The following is a 16347-nucleotide window of genomic DNA, read 5'->3' on the forward strand; positions in this document are numbered from 1 at the left end:
CCGCCATGACCAAACTGATATTGTCACAAATTTAAGGATATCGCGTGCGAAAAAGTTTGGCCTGGCCCAAAGGACAGGCAAAAAGTTTCTCCGCATAAAAATATTACAGCCCGCATAGTAAAGGAAAATACCTTGTTTGCCCTGAAAACCCTGCGCCGCGAGACCGGCGCTTTCGCACTTCCTGCCCTGCGGCTGATTGCCGCCGCCGCCCTGGCGACGACCCTGGCGGCCTGTTCCAAGCCTGCCGTCAAAGTGGAAGACGTGCGCCCCGTGCGCGCGATTGTGTTGTCTAGCAGTAATGTTGACGTGAGTGCCGAGCTGTCGGGCGAGGTCGTGCCCCGTGTCGTATCGCAGTTGGGCTTCCGCGTGGGCGGCAAGATCGTGGCGCGCAAGGTGGACGTGGGCGCCAGCGTGAAGAAGGGGCAAGTCCTGATGCAGCTCGATCCTGTCGACTTGCAGCTGTCGCAGGCGCAGGCCAAGGCCTCGCTGGTCAGCGCGGAGACGAGCCGCGACCTGGCGCGCGCGGAATTGAAGCGCTACCAGGATTTGCGCGAGAAGAACTTTGTCAGCCAGGCCGTGCTTGACGGCAAGGATGCCACCTACAAGGCGGCGCAGGCAAACGTGGAAGCGGCCCAGGCCCTCTACCGGGGCCAGGCGAACCAGTCCGGCTATGCCAGCTTGCTGGCTGACGTCGATGGCGTCGTCACGCGCATCGAGGCTGAAGTGGGGCAGGTGGTGGCGCCCGGCGCGCCCGTGGTGCAAGTGGCCAGGAGCGGCGAGAAGGAAGTCGTGATCGGCATTCCTGAAGATAAGGTTGAAACCTTGCGTGGCGTCAAGGATGTGGTGGTGCGCCTGTGGGCCGACCCGAAGCAGGCGTTGCCGGGCAAGATACGCGAAGTATCGCCCGTGGCCGATGCCGCCACGCGCACCTACCTGGCGAAAGTCAGCATCCCGGACGCGCCGCAGGCACGCCTGGGCATGACGGCCGTGGTGCAGTTCGCCTCGCAAACGACCACGCCGCAGATCAAGGTGCCGTTGACGGCCCTGTTCAATGAGAAATCGCAAAGTTCCGTGTGGGTGGTGGAAAACGGCGCCGTGAAGCTCGTGCCGGTGACGGTGGGCGGCGTGGCGGGCAATGAGTTGCTGCTGACCTCGGGCGTGAAGGAAGGCCAGACGGTCGTCACGGCCGGCGTCAACCTGCTCAAGCCGGGCCAGAAAGTGACCATTCTCGGCGCCGAACTGGCCAGCAAGCCTGAAGTAGCCGCCGCCCCCGTCAGCGTGGGTGCGGCCAAATGAAGGGCGGCTTCAATCTGTCGCGCTGGGCGCTCGAACACATCCCGCTGACGCGCTACCTGATGGCCGTGCTGCTGATCGGCGGCATGCTCAGCTACGCCAGCCTGGGCCAGGATGAAGATCCCCCGTTCACCTTCCGCGCCATGGTCTTGCAAGCCTACTGGCCCGGCGCCACGGCCTTGCAGATGGCCGAGCAGGTGACGGACAAGCTGGAAAAGAAACTGCAGGAAACGCCGTACATCGACGAGATCACCAGCTATTCGAAGCCGGGCGAAACCTTGATCCTGCTGGAGCTGCGCGAATCGGCGCCGCCCAAGGAAACGGCGGCCGCCTGGTACCAGGTGCGCAAGAAGATCGGCGACATCCAGGGCAGCTTGCCGGCCGGCGTCGTGGGCCCGTTCTTCAATGACGAGTTCGGCGACACGTACGGCTCCATCTTCGCCCTGTCCGGCGATGGTTTTACGTACGCGGAAATGAAGGATTACGCGGACAAGGTGCGCCAGGAACTGCTGGCCGTGGGGCAGGTATCGAAGGTGGAACTGTTCGGCGTGCAGGATGAAAAGATCAATATCATCTTTTCGCACAAGAAATTTGCCCAGCTGGGCATTCCATTCGACGCCATCGTGCAGCAACTGTCCGCGCAAAACAGCATCAACGCCACCGGCGTGCTGGTGACGCCGACGGACAATCTGCAAGTGCGCGTGACGGGCGCCATGGTGACCGTCAAGGACCTGGAAAACCTGGAACTGCGCGCCAACGGCACGACTTTCCGCCTTGGTGATTTTGCCACAGTAAAGCGTGAACTCGTCGATCCTCCCAAGGACAAGATGCGTTTCAATGGCAAGGAAGTGATCGGCCTGGGCGTGTCGATGGAAAAGGGCGGCAATATCATCGACATGGGCAAGGCCTTACAGGCAACGGTGATGCGCATGAAGAGCGAATTGCCGGTTGGCATAGAGCTGCAGCGCGTGTCGAACCAGCCGGAAGCCGTTTCCGCCTCCGTGGGTGAATTCGTGCATACCCTGATCGAAGCCATCCTGATCGTGCTGGCCGTCAGCTTCGTCGCGCTGGGCTTGCACACGAAACCGCTGCGCATCGACGTGCGGCCCGGCCTGGTGGTGGCGCTGACCATCCCGCTGGTGCTGGCTGTCACCTTCCTGTTCATGCGCCTGCTCGACATCGATTTGCACAAGATTTCCCTGGGCGCCCTGATCATCGCGCTGGGCTTGCTGGTCGATGACGCCATCATTGCCGTCGAGATGATGGTGCGCAAGATGGAAGAGGGCATGTCGCGCTTCGACGCGGCCACCTTCGCCTACACATCGACGGCCATGCCCATGCTGACGGGCACCTTGATCACGGTGGCGGGCTTCTTGCCCATCGGCCTGGCCAAGTCGGCCGCCGGTGAATACACGTTCTCCTTGTTCTCCGTCAATGCGCTGGCCCTGATTATCTCGTGGGTGGTGGCCGTCGTCTTCACGCCTTACATCGGCTACGTCTTGCTGAAGGTCAAGCCGCACGCGCACAACGACCATGAATTGTTCGATACGCCGAACTTCCGCCGCTTCCGCCGCGCCGTCACCTGGTGCGTGGAATGGCGCAAGACGACGATCGCCGCTACGCTGGCGATCTTTGCGCTGGGCATCTATGGCTTTAACTTTATCGAAAAGCAATTCTTCCCCGATTCCAGCCGTCCCGAGCTGATGGTGGAGCTGTGGTCGCCCGAAGGCACGACCTTTGCGGCGAATGAAAAGCAGGTCAAGAAATTCGAAGCGTTCGTCGGCAAGCTCGACGGCGTGGAAAGCGTGACCAGCTATGTGGGCACGGGCAGCCCCCGTTTCTACCTGCCGCTGGACCAGATTTTCCCGCAGACCAATGTGTCGCAAGTGGTGGTCTTGCCGAAGAGCCTGGCTGACCGCGAACGCTTGCGCCAGCAAATCGTCGATGTCTTCAAGAAGGATTTTCCGGAAGTGCGGGGCCGTGTAAAACTGTTGCCGAATGGGCCGCCGGTGCCGTATCCCGTGCAGTTTCGCGTCACGGGACCGGAAGTGGCCGGTGTGCGGGCCATTGCCGACCAGGTCAAGGACATCATGCGCGCCAATCCGAACACCTTGGGCGTGAACGACAACTGGAATGAATCGGTGAAAGTGCTGCGCCTGGACCTGGATCAGGACAAGATGCGCGCGCTGGGCGTCACCTCGAAAACGGTGATGCAGGCGGCCAATACGATTCTGTCGGGCACCGTCATCGGCCAGTTCCGTGAAGATAACAAGCTGATCGACATCCAGGTGCGCCAGCCGCTGGAAGAGCGGGCGACGATTTCCGTGCTGAATGACACGAATATCCCGACGGCGACGGGTAAGTCCGTGCCCATTTCGCAGCTGGCCCGCGCGCATTTCGTGTGGGAGCCGGGTGTCGTCTGGCGCGACAAGCGTGAATGGGCCATTACCGTGCAATCGGACGTGATCGATGGCATCCAGGGCGCCACGGTGTCGACGCAGCTGGCGCCGCAGCTGGATGCCTTGCGTGCCAAGTTGCCGGCCGGCTACCGCATCAATGTGAAGGGCGTGGCGGCCGACAGCGGCGAGGCGGAAGCGTCGATCTCGGCGAACTTGCCGCTGGCTATCTTTATCATCTTTACCTTGCTGATGCTGCAGTTGCACAGTTTTTCGCGTTCCCTGCTGGTGTTCCTGACGGGGCCGCTGGGCGTGGCGGGCGCCGCCTTTGCCTTGCTGCTGCTGCACCGCCCGCTGGGTTTCGTGGCCAACCTGGGCGTCATCGCGCTGTTCGGCATGATCATCCGCAACTCGGTGATCCTCGTCGACCAGATCGAGCAAGACATCCGCGATGGTTCGGCCCCATGGGACGCCATCATCGACTCGGCCGTGCGCCGCTGCCGGCCCATCGTGCTGACGGCCGCCGCCGCGGCGCTGGCCATGATCCCGTTGTCGCGCTCGGTGTTCTGGGGGCCGATGGCAGTCGCCATCATGGGCGGCCTGATCCTGGCGACGGCCTTGACCTTGCTGTTCTTGCCGGCCCTGTATGCGGCCTGGTTCCGGGTCAAGAAGCCGGAGCCGGCGACCGCAAAAGAAGGCTAGCAGCCAGCGCCAGGGCGCGGGCATAAAAAAGGCGGCATTCCTCTGGGAAATCCAGTAGAATGCCGCCTTTGCTTTACCGAGGGCTTGCTCGTTTAGTCCACGGTAGCCAGATCGCTCCCGAGTTGTTAAAATCAGGGGAGTCGCCTGTGGCAAGCAGTGCAAAGTAGTACAAAATGCGGATGTGGTGGAATTGGTAGACACGCTGGTCTTAGAAGCCAGTGCTTCGGCTTGGGAGTTCGAGTCTCCCCATCCGCACCAATCCGGGTTGTTCCAGCCCGGACGTGCAGCACCATCAAGTTGTTCTTCAGCCTCGTTGCAGGCGTCTTTCCTGTTTTTCCTGTTGCCTTTCCTGTATTTTCGTCATCCGGGCTGCCTTTGCTTGCGCCATTTTTCGCCAGAGATCGCGCGGCAGGGAAGAGCCCGGGCGGAGATTTGCCTGAAAAATGGCCAAATTGAGGTAAATCAAAGGTTTTTTGCCCGAAATCTTCGCTCTGGGCGCATTTCTTTGTTTCGGACGGGGCGCCAGTTCGCATATACTAATGAACGAAGCAGGCTGGAAAGCCTGTCTCTGGCGAAATAAAGAATGCCGGGGCAAGAGTAAAGACAGGGCACCCCCAGGCTGTGGCGATTCATTCGCCGCCGCTGGTATCCTCTGTGGCCGGGCTGCAAAGCCAGCCACTTTCCCGAAGTCCTTTGTTATAATGCCACGCTTTACCGAATGATGGCCGGCCCTGCATTTACTTAGAAGCAAGGCTGGACGCTCGGAGCCCTGTCGCAGTACTGGAAGCGGCGGATTGTTTGGTGCCTGGTGCGGGTTTTTCCCTCAGCCGGGTAGACCAGGTCCATTGTCCTGCTTGCAGTACTTTTACAGATGAATATGCGAGCGAGTGAAGCTGGACCCATGTCTTGTTGCCAGTGATGGCGCAAGGGGTCGGGTCTTCTTTTCTCGCACCAACAGTGTTTATTTTTTGGACGATTTTTTACATGGCAACTGCAGTCGAAACCTTGGGCAAACTCGAACGTCGTATCACGATCTCCTTCCCGCTGACGGACGTCCGCACGGAAGTTGAGAAGCGCCTGAAAGTGCAAGCCCGTACGGCTAAGGCACCGGGCTTCCGTCCGGGCAAAGTGCCGTTGAAAATGGTCGCAGCACAATACGGCTACCAAATTGAATCCGAAGTGCTGAACGACAAAGTCGGCCGCGCGTTCAACGACGCCGCCAACGAAAACAATCTGCGCGTGGCCGGTTTCCCGAACATCGTGCCGAAAGAAGAAGCAGCCGAAGGCCAGCTGGCTTTCGACGCAACGTTCGAAGTGTATCCGGAAGTCGCCATCGGCGACCTGACGGCCGTTGAAATCGAAACCGTGCAAGCCGACGTGTCGGAAGCCGAAATCGACAAGACCATCGACATCCTGCGCAAGCAGCGCGTGCACTTCCACACCAAGGGCGAAGCTGGCGAACACGGCGACGGCGGTGAGCCGATCGCTGCCAACGGCGACCGCGTGACCGTCGACTTCGTCGGCTCGATCGACGGTGTTGAATTCCCAGGCGGCAAAGCTGAAGGCTACGCTTTCGTGCTTGGCGAAGGCCGCATGCTGCCAGAATTCGAAGCAGCGACCCTGGGCCTGAAAGTAGGCGAGTCGAAGACTTTCCCGCTGTCGTTCCCAGAGGACTACCACGGTAAAGACGTTGCCGGCAAAACCGCTTCGTTCACCATCACCCTGCAAAAGCTGGAATGGGCGCACCTGCCGGAAGTCGATGCCGAATTCGCAAAGTCGCTGGGCGTTGCCGATGGCGACCTGGCCAAAATGCGCGAAGACATCAAAGTCAACCTGCAACGTGAAGTCGCTGGCCGCGTAAAAGCACGCAACAAGGAAGCCGTCATGGACGCGCTGATCAAAGTTGCTGAGCTGGAAGTGCCAAAAACGCTGATCGCTCAGGATTCCGAGCGCCTGGCCGAAATGACCCGCCAGGACATGGCGCAGCGCGGCATGAACGTCAAGGACGTGCCTTTCCCAGCAGAACTGTTCGCAGAAAAAGCCGAGCGTCGCGTACGCCTGGGCCTGATCCTGTCGCAACTGGTTGGCGACAACAAGCTGCAGGCTACGCCTGAGCAAGTCAAGGCGCAAATCGAAGATTTCGCCCAAAGCTACGAAGATCCACGCGAAGTGCTGAAGTACTACTACAGCGACCGTCGTCGTCTGGGTGAGATCGAAGCCCTTGTATTGGAAGAAAACGTCGTCACCTACGTGTTGGGCCTGTCGAAAGTCACGACGAAAGCAGTTGCTTTCGACGAACTGATGGGAAGCAACGCACAAGCGTAAACCAGTTGGTATTGGGATGCCATGATAGCTTTTAACACCTGATAAAACCGTAGCGAGCGGATGGGAGTTGTGGCTGAGAAGCGGAGCTGTGCGAATGCACGGGGACGCCGAGTCAGTGAGCATCGGAGGCCGCAAATCGCGACGCGCAGTAGGTTTTGTCAGGTGTCTCAAGGTGGTGGTAGTATCCCCTAACTGCTTCACAAGGAAATGAAATGACAGGTATGAACCGTAATCCGGCGCTGGACACAGAGATGCTCGGCCTGGTGCCGATGGTGGTGGAACAAAGCGGTCGCGGCGAGCGCTCGTATGATATTTACTCGCGCCTGCTGAAAGAACGCTTGATTTTCATGGTCGGCCCGGTCAATGACCAGATGGCCAACCTGGTTGTCGCCCAGCTGCTGTTCCTGGAAAGCGAAAATCCGGAAAAGGAAATCTCGCTCTACATCAACTCGCCAGGTGGTTCGGTCTCGGCCGGCATGGCCATCTACGACACCATGCAGTTCATCAAGCCGGACGTCTCGACCCTGTGCACGGGCATGGCTGCTTCGATGGGCGCTTTCCTGCTGGCCGCTGGCGCCAAGGGCAAGCGTTTCTCGCTGCCGAACTCGCGCATCATGATTCACCAGCCGTCCGGTGGTTCGCAAGGCATGGCGTCCGATATCGAGATCCAGGCGAAGGAAATCCTTTACCTGCGCACCCGCTTGAACGGCATCATGGCCGAGCGCACGGGCCAGACGATCGAACAGATCGCCAAGGACACCGACCGCGACCGTTTCATGTCCGCCGACGAGGCCGTTGAGTATGGTTTGATCGACAAAGTGTTGACCAGCCGCGCTTGATGAGCCCCTACCGGTATTGCTAAGTACGTAAGTTAACGCCCGGGCGCTCAAACGTTCGGGCGTTTCGCTTTTATTTCGGGTAGCATGGAGCTTGTGCGCGTTGTTGACTTGCGCCATGGCTAGCGGCCTTTACGGGCGGCAACCAACATCCGGCTTGCGATTTTGCAATATTGTTAATGCAGTTCCAACCAAAATGCCTTATGTCAGACAAAAAATCCTCTAGCGGCGAAAAATTACTGTATTGCTCGTTCTGCGGCAAAAGCCAGCACGAGGTGAAGAAACTCATCGCCGGCCCGTCCGTATTCATTTGCGACGAGTGCATCGACTTGTGCAACGACATCATCCGTGATGAAACGTCGAGCATCGAGACGGTGACCGGTACCAAATCCGACCTGCCGACGCCGCAAGAAATTGCCGCCTTGCTCGATCAGTACGTGATCGGCCAGCAGACTGCCAAGCGCATCCTGTCGGTGGCGGTGTACAACCATTACAAGCGCCTCAAGCACCTGGGCAAGAAAGACGACATCGAACTGGCCAAGAGCAACATCTTGCTGGTCGGTCCTACCGGTTCGGGCAAGACCCTGCTGGCACAGACCCTGGCGCGCATGCTCAACGTGCCGTTCGTGATCGCCGACGCCACCACCCTGACCGAAGCCGGTTACGTGGGTGAAGACGTGGAAAACATCATCCAGAAGCTGCTGCAAAGCTGCAACTATGACGTCGAGAAAGCCCAGCGCGGCATCGTCTACATCGATGAGATCGACAAGATTTCGCGCAAGTCCGACAATCCGTCCATCACGCGCGACGTGTCGGGCGAGGGCGTGCAGCAAGCCTTGCTCAAACTCATCGAAGGCACGATGGCTTCCGTGCCGCCACAAGGCGGCCGCAAGCACCCGAACCAGGATTTCGTGCAGATCGACACGACCAACATCATGTTCATCTGCGGCGGCGCCTTTGACGGCCTGTCGAAAGTGATCGCCAACCGTTCCGAAAAGAGCGGCATCGGCTTCTCGGCCACGGTGCGCAGCAAGTCGCAAAGCACGGCCAGCGAACTGATGTTGCAAGCGGAACCGGAAGATCTGGTCAAGTTCGGCCTGATCCCGGAACTGGTGGGCCGTCTGCCCGTCATCGCCACCCTGGCTGAATTGACGGAAGAAGCGCTGATCCAGATTCTGGTCGAGCCGAAGAATGCGCTGATCAAGCAGTATTCGAAGCTGCTCGAGATGGAAGGCGCGGAACTGGAGATTCGTCCGGCCGCCTTGCATGCGATCGCCAAGAAGGCGCTGGCGCGCAAGACCGGTGCCCGTGGCCTGCGTTCCATCCTGGAACATGCTTTGCTGGACGTCATGTACGAACTGCCGAGCGAACAAAATGTGGTGAAAGTCGTCATCGACGAAAATACCATCACCAGCGGCGCCAAACCTTTGTTGATTTATCAAGAGACTGCCAAGGCCTCCGGAGAAAATTGATTACTGCCGAGACAAATGCATAAAAAGGGTTTTGATTCCTTAATGCATGGCAGTACAATTTAAATCAATGAGTGCAGGCTTCAATCGGAAAGCCACTCGCGGCGCTTAGCTGCGCGTGGCTTTTTTACTGTGAAAACTGCATTTATTACCGTCATGCGGGTGTGTTTTGCGAAATAGACAGAAAAATGTTTGTTTCACAGAATTATTTATTCTCGCCGGTCTTGTGTTTTGGCAGCGAGCGCCAACATCGTAAACACGCTTTCTATAAGGTACGCCATGACAACTTCCAAATTAACTGAGCAAACTCAACTGCCGTTATTGCCGTTGCGGGATGTCGTCGTTTTCCCGCATATGGTGATACCGCTGTTCGTTGGCCGTCCAAAGTCGATCAAGGCGCTGGAAGCTGCGATGGAGCAGGGCAAGAGCATCATGCTTGCCGCTCAAAAAGCAGCCGCGAAGGACGAGCCGTCTCCTTCGGATATCTATGAAATTGGCTGCGTCGCCAATATTCTGCAAATGCTGAAGCTGCCCGATGGCACCGTCAAGGTGCTGGTCGAAGGCGCGCAGCGTGCCCGCATCAACCACATCAGCGATGCGCCGACGCACTTCATCGCCGACCTGACGCCGCTCGAGTCCGAGCCGGGCGACGAGTCGGAAGTCGAAGCCATGCGCCGCGCGATCGTGCAGCAGTTCGACCAGTACGTCAAACTGAACAAAAAGATTCCACCGGAAATCCTTGCTTCGCTGTCGGGCATCGACGATGCCGGCCGCCTGGCCGACACGGTGGCCGCGCATCTGCCGCTGAAGCTTGAGCAAAAACAAGTCATCCTGGAAATTTTCAGCGTGGCCAAGCGCCTCGAGCACCTGCTGGGCCAACTCGAAGGCGAGCTCGACATCCTGCAGGTGGAAAAGCGCATCCGCGGCCGCGTCAAGCGCCAGATGGAAAAGTCGCAGCGCGAGTACTACCTGAACGAGCAAGTCAAGGCGATCCAGAAGGAACTGGGCGAGGGTGAAGATGGCGCCGACCTCGACGAGCTGGAGAAAAAAGTCGCTTCGGCAAAGATGCCGAAGGAAGCGCTCGACAAGGCCACCAACGAGCTGAAAAAACTCAAGCTGATGTCGCCGATGTCGGCCGAAGCCACCGTCGTGCGCAACTACATCGACACCCTGGTCAATTTGCCTTGGAAAAAGAAATCCAAGGTCAATAACGACCTGGCGAATGCGGAAAAAGTGCTCGAGGGCGACCACTACGGCCTCGACAAGGTCAAGGAACGCATCCTGGAATACCTCGCGGTGCAACAGCGCGTCGACAAGCTGAAAGCGCCTATCCTGTGCTTCGTCGGCCCTCCGGGCGTCGGCAAGACTTCGCTGGGCCAGTCCATCGCCCGCGCGACGAACCGCAAGTTCGTGCGCATGGCCCTGGGCGGCGTGCGCGACGAAGCCGAGATCCGCGGCCACCGCCGCACCTACATCGGCTCGATGCCGGGCAAGATATTGCAATCGCTGTCGAAAGTCGGCGTGCGCAATCCCTTGTTCCTGCTCGATGAAGTCGACAAGATGGGCGCCGATTTCCGTGGCGATCCATCGTCGGCCCTGCTGGAAGTGCTCGATCCGGAACAGAACCACACGTTCTCCGACCATTACATCGAAGTCGATTTCGACTTGTCCGACGTGATGTTCGTGGCCACGTCGAATTCGTACAATATTCCGCCAGCCTTGCTTGACCGCATGGAAGTGATCCGTCTGTCCGGTTACACGGAAGACGAAAAGACCAGCATCGCGCAGCGTTATCTGCTGCCCAAGCAGATCAAGAACAATGGCTTGAAGGAAGAGGAAATCTCGGTGGCCGAGTCGGCCTTGCGCGACATCATCCGCTACTACACGCGGGAAGCCGGTGTGCGTTCGCTCGAGCGTGAAGTGTCGAAGATCTGCCGCAAGGTGGTCAAGATGCTGCTGCTGAAGAAATCCGACAAGAAGGTCATCGTCAACTCGAAGAACCTGGATAAATTCCTTGGCGTGCGCCGCTATGATTTCGGTGTCGCAGAGAAAGAAAACCAGGTAGGCCAGGTGGTCGGTCTGGCATGGACGGAAGTGGGCGGCGATCTGCTGACCATCGAAGCCGTGTCGATGCCGGGCAAGGGCGGCATCATCCGCACGGGTACCTTGGGCGACGTCATGAAAGAGTCGATCGAGGCAGCCCGCACGGTGGTGCGCAGCCGGGCACAGCGCCTGGGCATCAAGGCGGACGTGTTCGAGAAGAGCGACATCCACATCCACGTGCCGGAAGGCGCGACACCGAAGGACGGTCCTTCGGCTGGCGCGGCCATGACGGTGGCGATGGTGTCGGTCTTCACGGGCATCCCCGTGCGCGCCGACGTGGCGATGACGGGCGAGATCACCTTGCGCGGCGAAGTATTGCCGATCGGCGGCTTGAAGGAAAAGCTGCTGGCAGCCCATCGCGGCGGCATCAAGACGGTCCTGATTCCAGAGCAGAATGTGAAAGACCTGGCCGATATTCCGGACAACGTCAAGAACAAACTGGAGATCGTTCCCGTGCGCTGGATCGACAAAGTGCTGGAAATCGCCCTCGAACGCATGCCTGAAGCGTTGGCGGACGTCGCTGCGGTGGAGGCTGTCACGGCTGCCGCGGCCAAGCCTGACGCGGCCGGCGAGGTAGTAAAACACTAACGTTTTACCCCTGTTTTCCCCAAACAAGCGCTTTTAGAGCGCTTGTTTTATATTGAAACGTGAATTGCGCCCCCAAAGCGCTTGACACATATACAGTGTGGCTTGTTTAATACGCCTGCACATTTTTTTCGCCGGACAGCTGTGGTGCCAAAAGTGCCGCAACGATACGGTAAACGTTTTATACCTTTGTAATTGGGGATGCTAGTGAACAAGACTGAATTGATCGACCACATTGCTGAAAAAGCTGACATTTCCAAAGCCGCCGCTGCGCGCGCACTCGACGCTGTTATCGGCGGCGTGACGGAAACTTTGAAAAACAACGACAGCGTGACGCTGGTTGGTTTTGGCACTTTCTCGGTCAGCGAACGCGCTGAGCGTACCGGCCGCAATCCGCGTACCAAAGAAGCGATCACGATCGAAGCTGCAAAAGTTCCAAAATTTAAAGCTGGTAAAGCTTTGAAGGATGCTGTAAACTAACGGACTTCGGTGAGGTGACAATCACCGGAAACATTTGGCGGCGCCTTCGGGTGCCGCGATTTCAGGGTTGAAGTTCTTTGAATCGCAACCCTGGATACAAATGCAAGTAGTACTGTGTATTTTTCGGAGTGGTAGTTCAGTTGGTTAGAATGCCGGCCTGTCACGTCGGAGGTCGCGGGTTCGAGTCCCGTCCGCTCCGCCAAAAAAATACGCTCTTAAGGAGTGGTAGTTCAGTTGGTTAGAATACCGGCCTGTCACGTCGGGGGTCGCGGGTTCGAGTCCCGTCCGCTCCGCCAGAATATAGAAGCCCGCGCTGCTGAATAAGTAGCGCGGGTTTTTCTTTTATGCGCCCGATTATCTTTGCCCCCCCCTCGTTTTAATTCTGCCGCCATGCTTTTCCGAATGGCCCGCGCGCGCATTTAAATCCGCTTTAAGCTTTGCCAGGTTTAATGTCCAGGCTGCCGCCTTGCCGGCCATGCGCCGCCAGGGCAGGGCGCGCGCCCTGATTTACTCTTGCTATAGCGCTATGGGCATTGTAGAATCAGGAGATAATGGCTTGGGCGTCAGAATCCTGCTTTAGTTCCAGCGCCAAGTTGTTGAATCTAAAGGGGAAGTGGACATCTGTCCCGTCCATTCCGCCGAAGAAATCAAGGCGAACGCATGTTCGCCTTTTTTTATAGTGATCCACTCATCCCGAATTGGCTGACCATGTTTGAATTTATTCGTACCCATCGACGCTTGATGCAGTTTCTCTTGATGCTGGTCATCGTCCCGTCTTTTGCACTGGTCGGTATCAGCGGCTACCAAAGCTTCGGCGATGGCGCGAACACCATCGCCAAGGTCGGCGACCAGGTCGTTACGCAGCAGCAATATGAAGAAGCGCAACGCCAGCAGATCGACCGCTACCGCCAGATGATGGGCGAGCAGTTCGACCAGAAAATGTTTGACACGCCGGAAGCGCGCCAGAGCATCCTCGACAACCTGATCGCCGAGCGCGCCGTGGCCGCCGAAGTGGGCCGTAGCCACCTGGTCATCAGCGATGCCGTGCTGCAAAAGGAAGTGCTGGAAATCCCGGGCTTGACCTTGCCGGACGGTAAATTCGACCTGGAACGCTACAAGGCCATGCTGGCAGCCCAAGGCATGACGCCGCAGATGTACGATGCGCGCCGCCGCAGCGACCTGGCCCTGCAGCAACTGGCCGGCGCCGTGCAAGGCACCGCCTTCGCGCCGAGCACCGTCTCCAAGCGTTTGTCCGACATCACTTCGGAAGAGCGCGAAGTGCAGGAACTGCTGCTGCCGATCGCCCAGTACGTGCCGGAAGTCAAAGTGACGGACGCCATGATCAAGGCTTTCTATGACAAGAACAGCAAGTTCTTCGAAATCCCGGAACAAGCCAAGGTCGAATACGTCGTGCTGGACGACAGCGCTGCAGGCGAGCAAGTCGACGTCACCGACGCCGACGTGACCGGCTACTACGCGAAGAACCAGAAAGCCTACACGACGGAAGAAGCGCGCCAGGCCAGCCACATCCTCGTAGCCGTCAAGAAAGACGCCTCGGCCGCCGACAAGGCAGCCGCCAAGGCCAAGGCCGAAGCTATCCTGGCCGACGTGCGCAAGACGCCTGCCAGCTTTGCCGCCGTGGCGAAAGCCAAGTCGGAAGATCCGGCGTCCGCAGAGCAGGGCGGCGACCTTGGCGTGATTGGCAAGGATGGCTTGCCGGCACCGCTGCTGAGCGCTGTCGCGAAACTCAAGCAAGGCGAAATCAGCGACGTCGTCGCTTCCGATTTCGGCTTCCACATCCTGACCGTCACCTCGCTCAAGCCACAGCACGTGCGTGCGCTGGACGAAGTGCGCGGCGAAATCACGGCGGACCTGCGCAAGCAATTTGCCGCCAAGAAATACTCGGAAATGGCGGAAACGTTCACCAACACGGTCTACGAGCAATCGGACAGCCTGAAGCCGGTGGCCGACAAGCTGAAACTGAAAGTGGAAACCGTCGCCAACCTGTCGCGCACGCCGTCGCCAGCACTGGGCAAGGCGCCGTTCAATAATGCCAAGTTCCTGTCGGCCATCTTCTCGAACGATTCGCTGAAAGACAAGCGCAACACGGAAGCCGTGACCGTTGCGCCGAACGTGCTGATCGCCGGCCGCGTGGTGGAATTCAAGCCAGCAACCAAGCGTCCGCTGGCCGAAGTCGAAGCGATGATCCGTCAGCGCGTGACCCTGGAAGAAGCGGAAAAGCTGGCCAAGAAAGCGGGCGAGACCAAGCTGGCAGCCTTGAAGGCATCCGGTGACGCCACCGGTTTCGGTGCGGCGCAATGGGTATCGCGCAGCAAGCTGGACGGCATCAACCGTGCCGCCATCGCGCAAGTCATGAAAGCGGACACGAGCAAGCTGCCAGCCTATGTGGGCGTGGACCTGCCAGCCCTGGGCTACGGCATCTACCGCATTGCCAAGGTGCAGCAGCCGGAGCAAGTGGACGCGGCGCGCCGCCAGCAAGAGAAAGACCAGATCGGCGGCATCCTGGCGCAACAGGAAATGTTCGATTATGTCGAATACCTGAAAGCCAAGGCCAAGGTGAAGATCGTCAAGCCGGTCACCGCCCCAGCCACCCCAGCGCCGGAAGCACCGTAAGATTTAGTTTCCACGCATAAAAATAGCCGCTTTCGAGCGGCTATTTTTTTGTCTGCGGAATCGACGGACTTACTTGGCTTTCAGCAATGGCGCCAGCTGTGGCCAGATGTTTTTCAGGATGGTTGGATGGGCTAGCGCATTCGGGTGCATGCGGTCGGCCTGGAACAGCTGCGGCTGGTCGGCGATGCCTTCGAACATGAAGGGCACCAGCGGCGCCTTCCATTCCCTGGCCAGCTTGCCGTACACGCCGTAAAACTGTTCGCCGTAGGCGCGGCCATAGTTGGGCGGCATGCGCATGCCCACCAGCACCACCTGCGCGCCCGATTTCTTGGCCGCCTCACCCATGGCGCGCAGATTCGCTTCGGCCGCCGCCACGGGCAAGCCGCGCAAGCCGTCGTTGGCGCCCAGTTCGATCAGCACGACATCGGGCTGGTGCTTGGACAGCAGGGCGGGCAGGCGCGCGCGGCCGCCGCTGGTGGTCTCGCCGCTGATGCTGGCATTGACGATGCGCGTATCGTTCTTTTGCGCCTGCAGCCGCTGTTCCAGCAGCGCCACCCAGCCCGTGCCCCGTGCCAGCCCATACTCGGCCGAGAGGCTGTCGCCGAGCACCAGCAGCGTTTTTGGTGCAGAATAGGCGTTCGTCATGCTCGATACCAGCAGCAGGGCTGCCGCAGGAAGCAGGGACAGCGTGCGCCGCCGCATGCGGCTGCTGCCCTTGACACTTATTTGTTCACGAAATTTTTTAAGATAGATCAGCATGCCCGAATTCCCTAAAGCGACTTCCACCAGTTTTCTCCCGTCAGAAGCAGCGGCCCAGCGGCCCGCCGCACCCCACAGCCAAAATGCCCAGCCGGCCATCGAAGTGGTCCAGCTGGCCAAGCGCGTACCCGATGCCGATGGTGAGCTGACCATCCTGCATCAAGTCGATTTTACCGTGCAAACGGCGGAGACGCTGGCCATCGTCGGCGCCTCCGGTTCCGGCAAGTCGACTTTGCTGGGCTTGCTGGCGGGCCTGGACACGCCGAGCGAGGGCAAGGTCATCCTCGATGGCACGGATATCTTCGCCCTCGACGAAGACGGCCGCGCCGGTTTTCGCAAGGAAAAGCTCGGTTTCGTGTTCCAGTCCTTCCAGCTGCTGGCCCATTTGACGGCGCTGGAAAACGTCATGCTGCCGCTGGAATTGCGCGGCGATCCTGACGCGAAGGAAAAGGCGCAAGCCATGCTGGGCAGAGTCAACCTGGGCAGCCGCCTGAAGCACTATCCGAAATACCTGTCCGGCGGGGAGCAGCAGCGCGTGGCCCTGGCCCGGGCGTTCGTGACGGAACCGCCGCTGCTGTTCGCCGACGAACCGACGGGCAGCCTCGATGCGGCCACCGGTGAGGCCGTGATCCAGCTGATGTTCGAGCTGAACCGCGAACGCGGCTCGACCCTGGTGCTGGTCACGCATGACAGCTCGATCGCGGCCCGCTGTGGCCGCACCATTACCATCTCGGCAGGCAGGCTGGTGTGATTGGTGCCGGTGAT

Annotated in this window: 10 protein-coding genes and 3 tRNA genes; 12 read left to right on the top strand and 1 reads right to left on the bottom strand. The window is 59.1% G+C overall.

Features of this window, described 5'->3' with window-relative positions; all coding sequences use genetic code 11:
• Window positions 1-132: 132 nt before the first annotated feature.
• The 11 genes from BLT98_RS00405 to BLT98_RS00455 all read left to right on the top strand — a co-directional run bounded on the left by BLT98_RS00405 (window position 133) and on the right by BLT98_RS00455 (window position 14823).
• The gene (locus BLT98_RS00405; RefSeq protein ID WP_092604785.1) at window positions 133-1296 is read left to right on the top strand and encodes an efflux RND transporter periplasmic adaptor subunit; all 1164 of its coding nucleotides are present in this window, start codon (window positions 133-135) and stop codon (window positions 1294-1296) included.
• The gene (locus BLT98_RS00410) at window positions 1293-4391 is read left to right on the top strand and encodes an efflux RND transporter permease subunit (protein WP_092604786.1); all 3099 of its coding nucleotides are present in this window, start codon (window positions 1293-1295) and stop codon (window positions 4389-4391) included. The genes BLT98_RS00405 and BLT98_RS00410 overlap by 4 nt, the downstream gene beginning before the upstream one ends.
• A gap of 175 nt (window positions 4392-4566) precedes the next feature.
• Window positions 4567-4649, top strand: a tRNA-Leu gene (locus BLT98_RS00415).
• 726 nt (window positions 4650-5375) lie between these two features.
• Entirely contained in the window at window positions 5376-6716 is a 1341-nt protein-coding gene (gene tig, locus BLT98_RS00420) for a trigger factor (protein WP_070256539.1), read from the top strand.
• 212 nt (window positions 6717-6928) lie between these two features.
• Window positions 6929-7555, top strand: a complete 627-nt coding sequence (gene clpP, locus BLT98_RS00425; protein WP_034787300.1) for an ATP-dependent Clp endopeptidase proteolytic subunit ClpP — start codon at window positions 6929-6931, stop codon at window positions 7553-7555.
• A gap of 200 nt (window positions 7556-7755) precedes the next feature.
• Window positions 7756-9024: an ATP-dependent Clp protease ATP-binding subunit ClpX gene (clpX, locus tag BLT98_RS00430; RefSeq protein WP_034787303.1), complete on the top strand. Its 1269-nt coding sequence runs from the start codon at window positions 7756-7758 to the stop codon at window positions 9022-9024.
• Between the two features lie 276 nt (window positions 9025-9300).
• The gene (gene lon, locus BLT98_RS00435; RefSeq protein ID WP_034787304.1) at window positions 9301-11712 is read left to right on the top strand and encodes an endopeptidase La; all 2412 of its coding nucleotides are present in this window, start codon (window positions 9301-9303) and stop codon (window positions 11710-11712) included.
• A gap of 204 nt (window positions 11713-11916) precedes the next feature.
• Window positions 11917-12189, top strand: a complete 273-nt coding sequence (locus BLT98_RS00440; RefSeq protein ID WP_010398442.1) for an HU family DNA-binding protein — start codon at window positions 11917-11919, stop codon at window positions 12187-12189.
• A 125-nt stretch (window positions 12190-12314) separates the two neighbouring features.
• A tRNA-Asp gene (locus BLT98_RS00445) sits at window positions 12315-12391 on the top strand.
• A 17-nt stretch (window positions 12392-12408) separates the two neighbouring features.
• A tRNA-Asp gene (locus BLT98_RS00450) sits at window positions 12409-12485 on the top strand.
• 412 nt (window positions 12486-12897) lie between these two features.
• Window positions 12898-14823 (top strand): SurA N-terminal domain-containing protein, encoded by a 1926-nt coding sequence (locus BLT98_RS00455; protein WP_170846246.1) that lies wholly within the window; start codon window positions 12898-12900, stop codon window positions 14821-14823.
• Between the two features lie 69 nt (window positions 14824-14892).
• Here the strand turns inward: BLT98_RS00455 and BLT98_RS00460 are convergent, their stop codons facing one another.
• Window positions 14893-15525, bottom strand: coding sequence for an arylesterase (locus tag BLT98_RS00460; protein ID WP_034787626.1), 633 nt, complete (start codon window positions 15523-15525; stop codon window positions 14893-14895).
• A 160-nt stretch (window positions 15526-15685) separates the two neighbouring features.
• Between BLT98_RS00460 and BLT98_RS00465 the strand changes: the two genes are divergently transcribed.
• Window positions 15686-16333, top strand: coding sequence for an ABC transporter ATP-binding protein (locus BLT98_RS00465; protein WP_092606695.1), 648 nt, complete (start codon window positions 15686-15688; stop codon window positions 16331-16333).
• Window positions 16334-16347 lie beyond the last annotated feature (14 nt).

It is taken from the genome of Janthinobacterium sp. YR213, from assembly GCF_900099875.1.
Classification (GTDB): Bacteria; Pseudomonadota; Gammaproteobacteria; order Burkholderiales; family Burkholderiaceae_D; genus Janthinobacterium; species Janthinobacterium lividum.

Coding starts and splice junctions, on each gene's coding strand:
- BLT98_RS00410 (WP_092604786.1), top strand. CDS start 1,293: ATGAAGGGCGGCTTCAATCTGTCGCGCTGGGCGCTCGAACACATCCCG.
- tig (WP_070256539.1), top strand. CDS start 5,376: ATGGCAACTGCAGTCGAAACCTTGGGCAAACTCGAACGTCGTATCACG.
- clpP (WP_034787300.1), top strand. CDS start 6,929: ATGACAGGTATGAACCGTAATCCGGCGCTGGACACAGAGATGCTCGGC.
- clpX (WP_034787303.1), top strand. CDS start 7,756: ATGTCAGACAAAAAATCCTCTAGCGGCGAAAAATTACTGTATTGCTCG.
- lon (WP_034787304.1), top strand. CDS start 9,301: ATGACAACTTCCAAATTAACTGAGCAAACTCAACTGCCGTTATTGCCG.
- BLT98_RS00455 (WP_170846246.1), top strand. CDS start 12,898: ATGTTTGAATTTATTCGTACCCATCGACGCTTGATGCAGTTTCTCTTG.
- BLT98_RS00460 (WP_034787626.1), bottom strand. CDS start 15,525: ATGCGGCGGCGCACGCTGTCCCTGCTTCCTGCGGCAGCCCTGCTGCTG.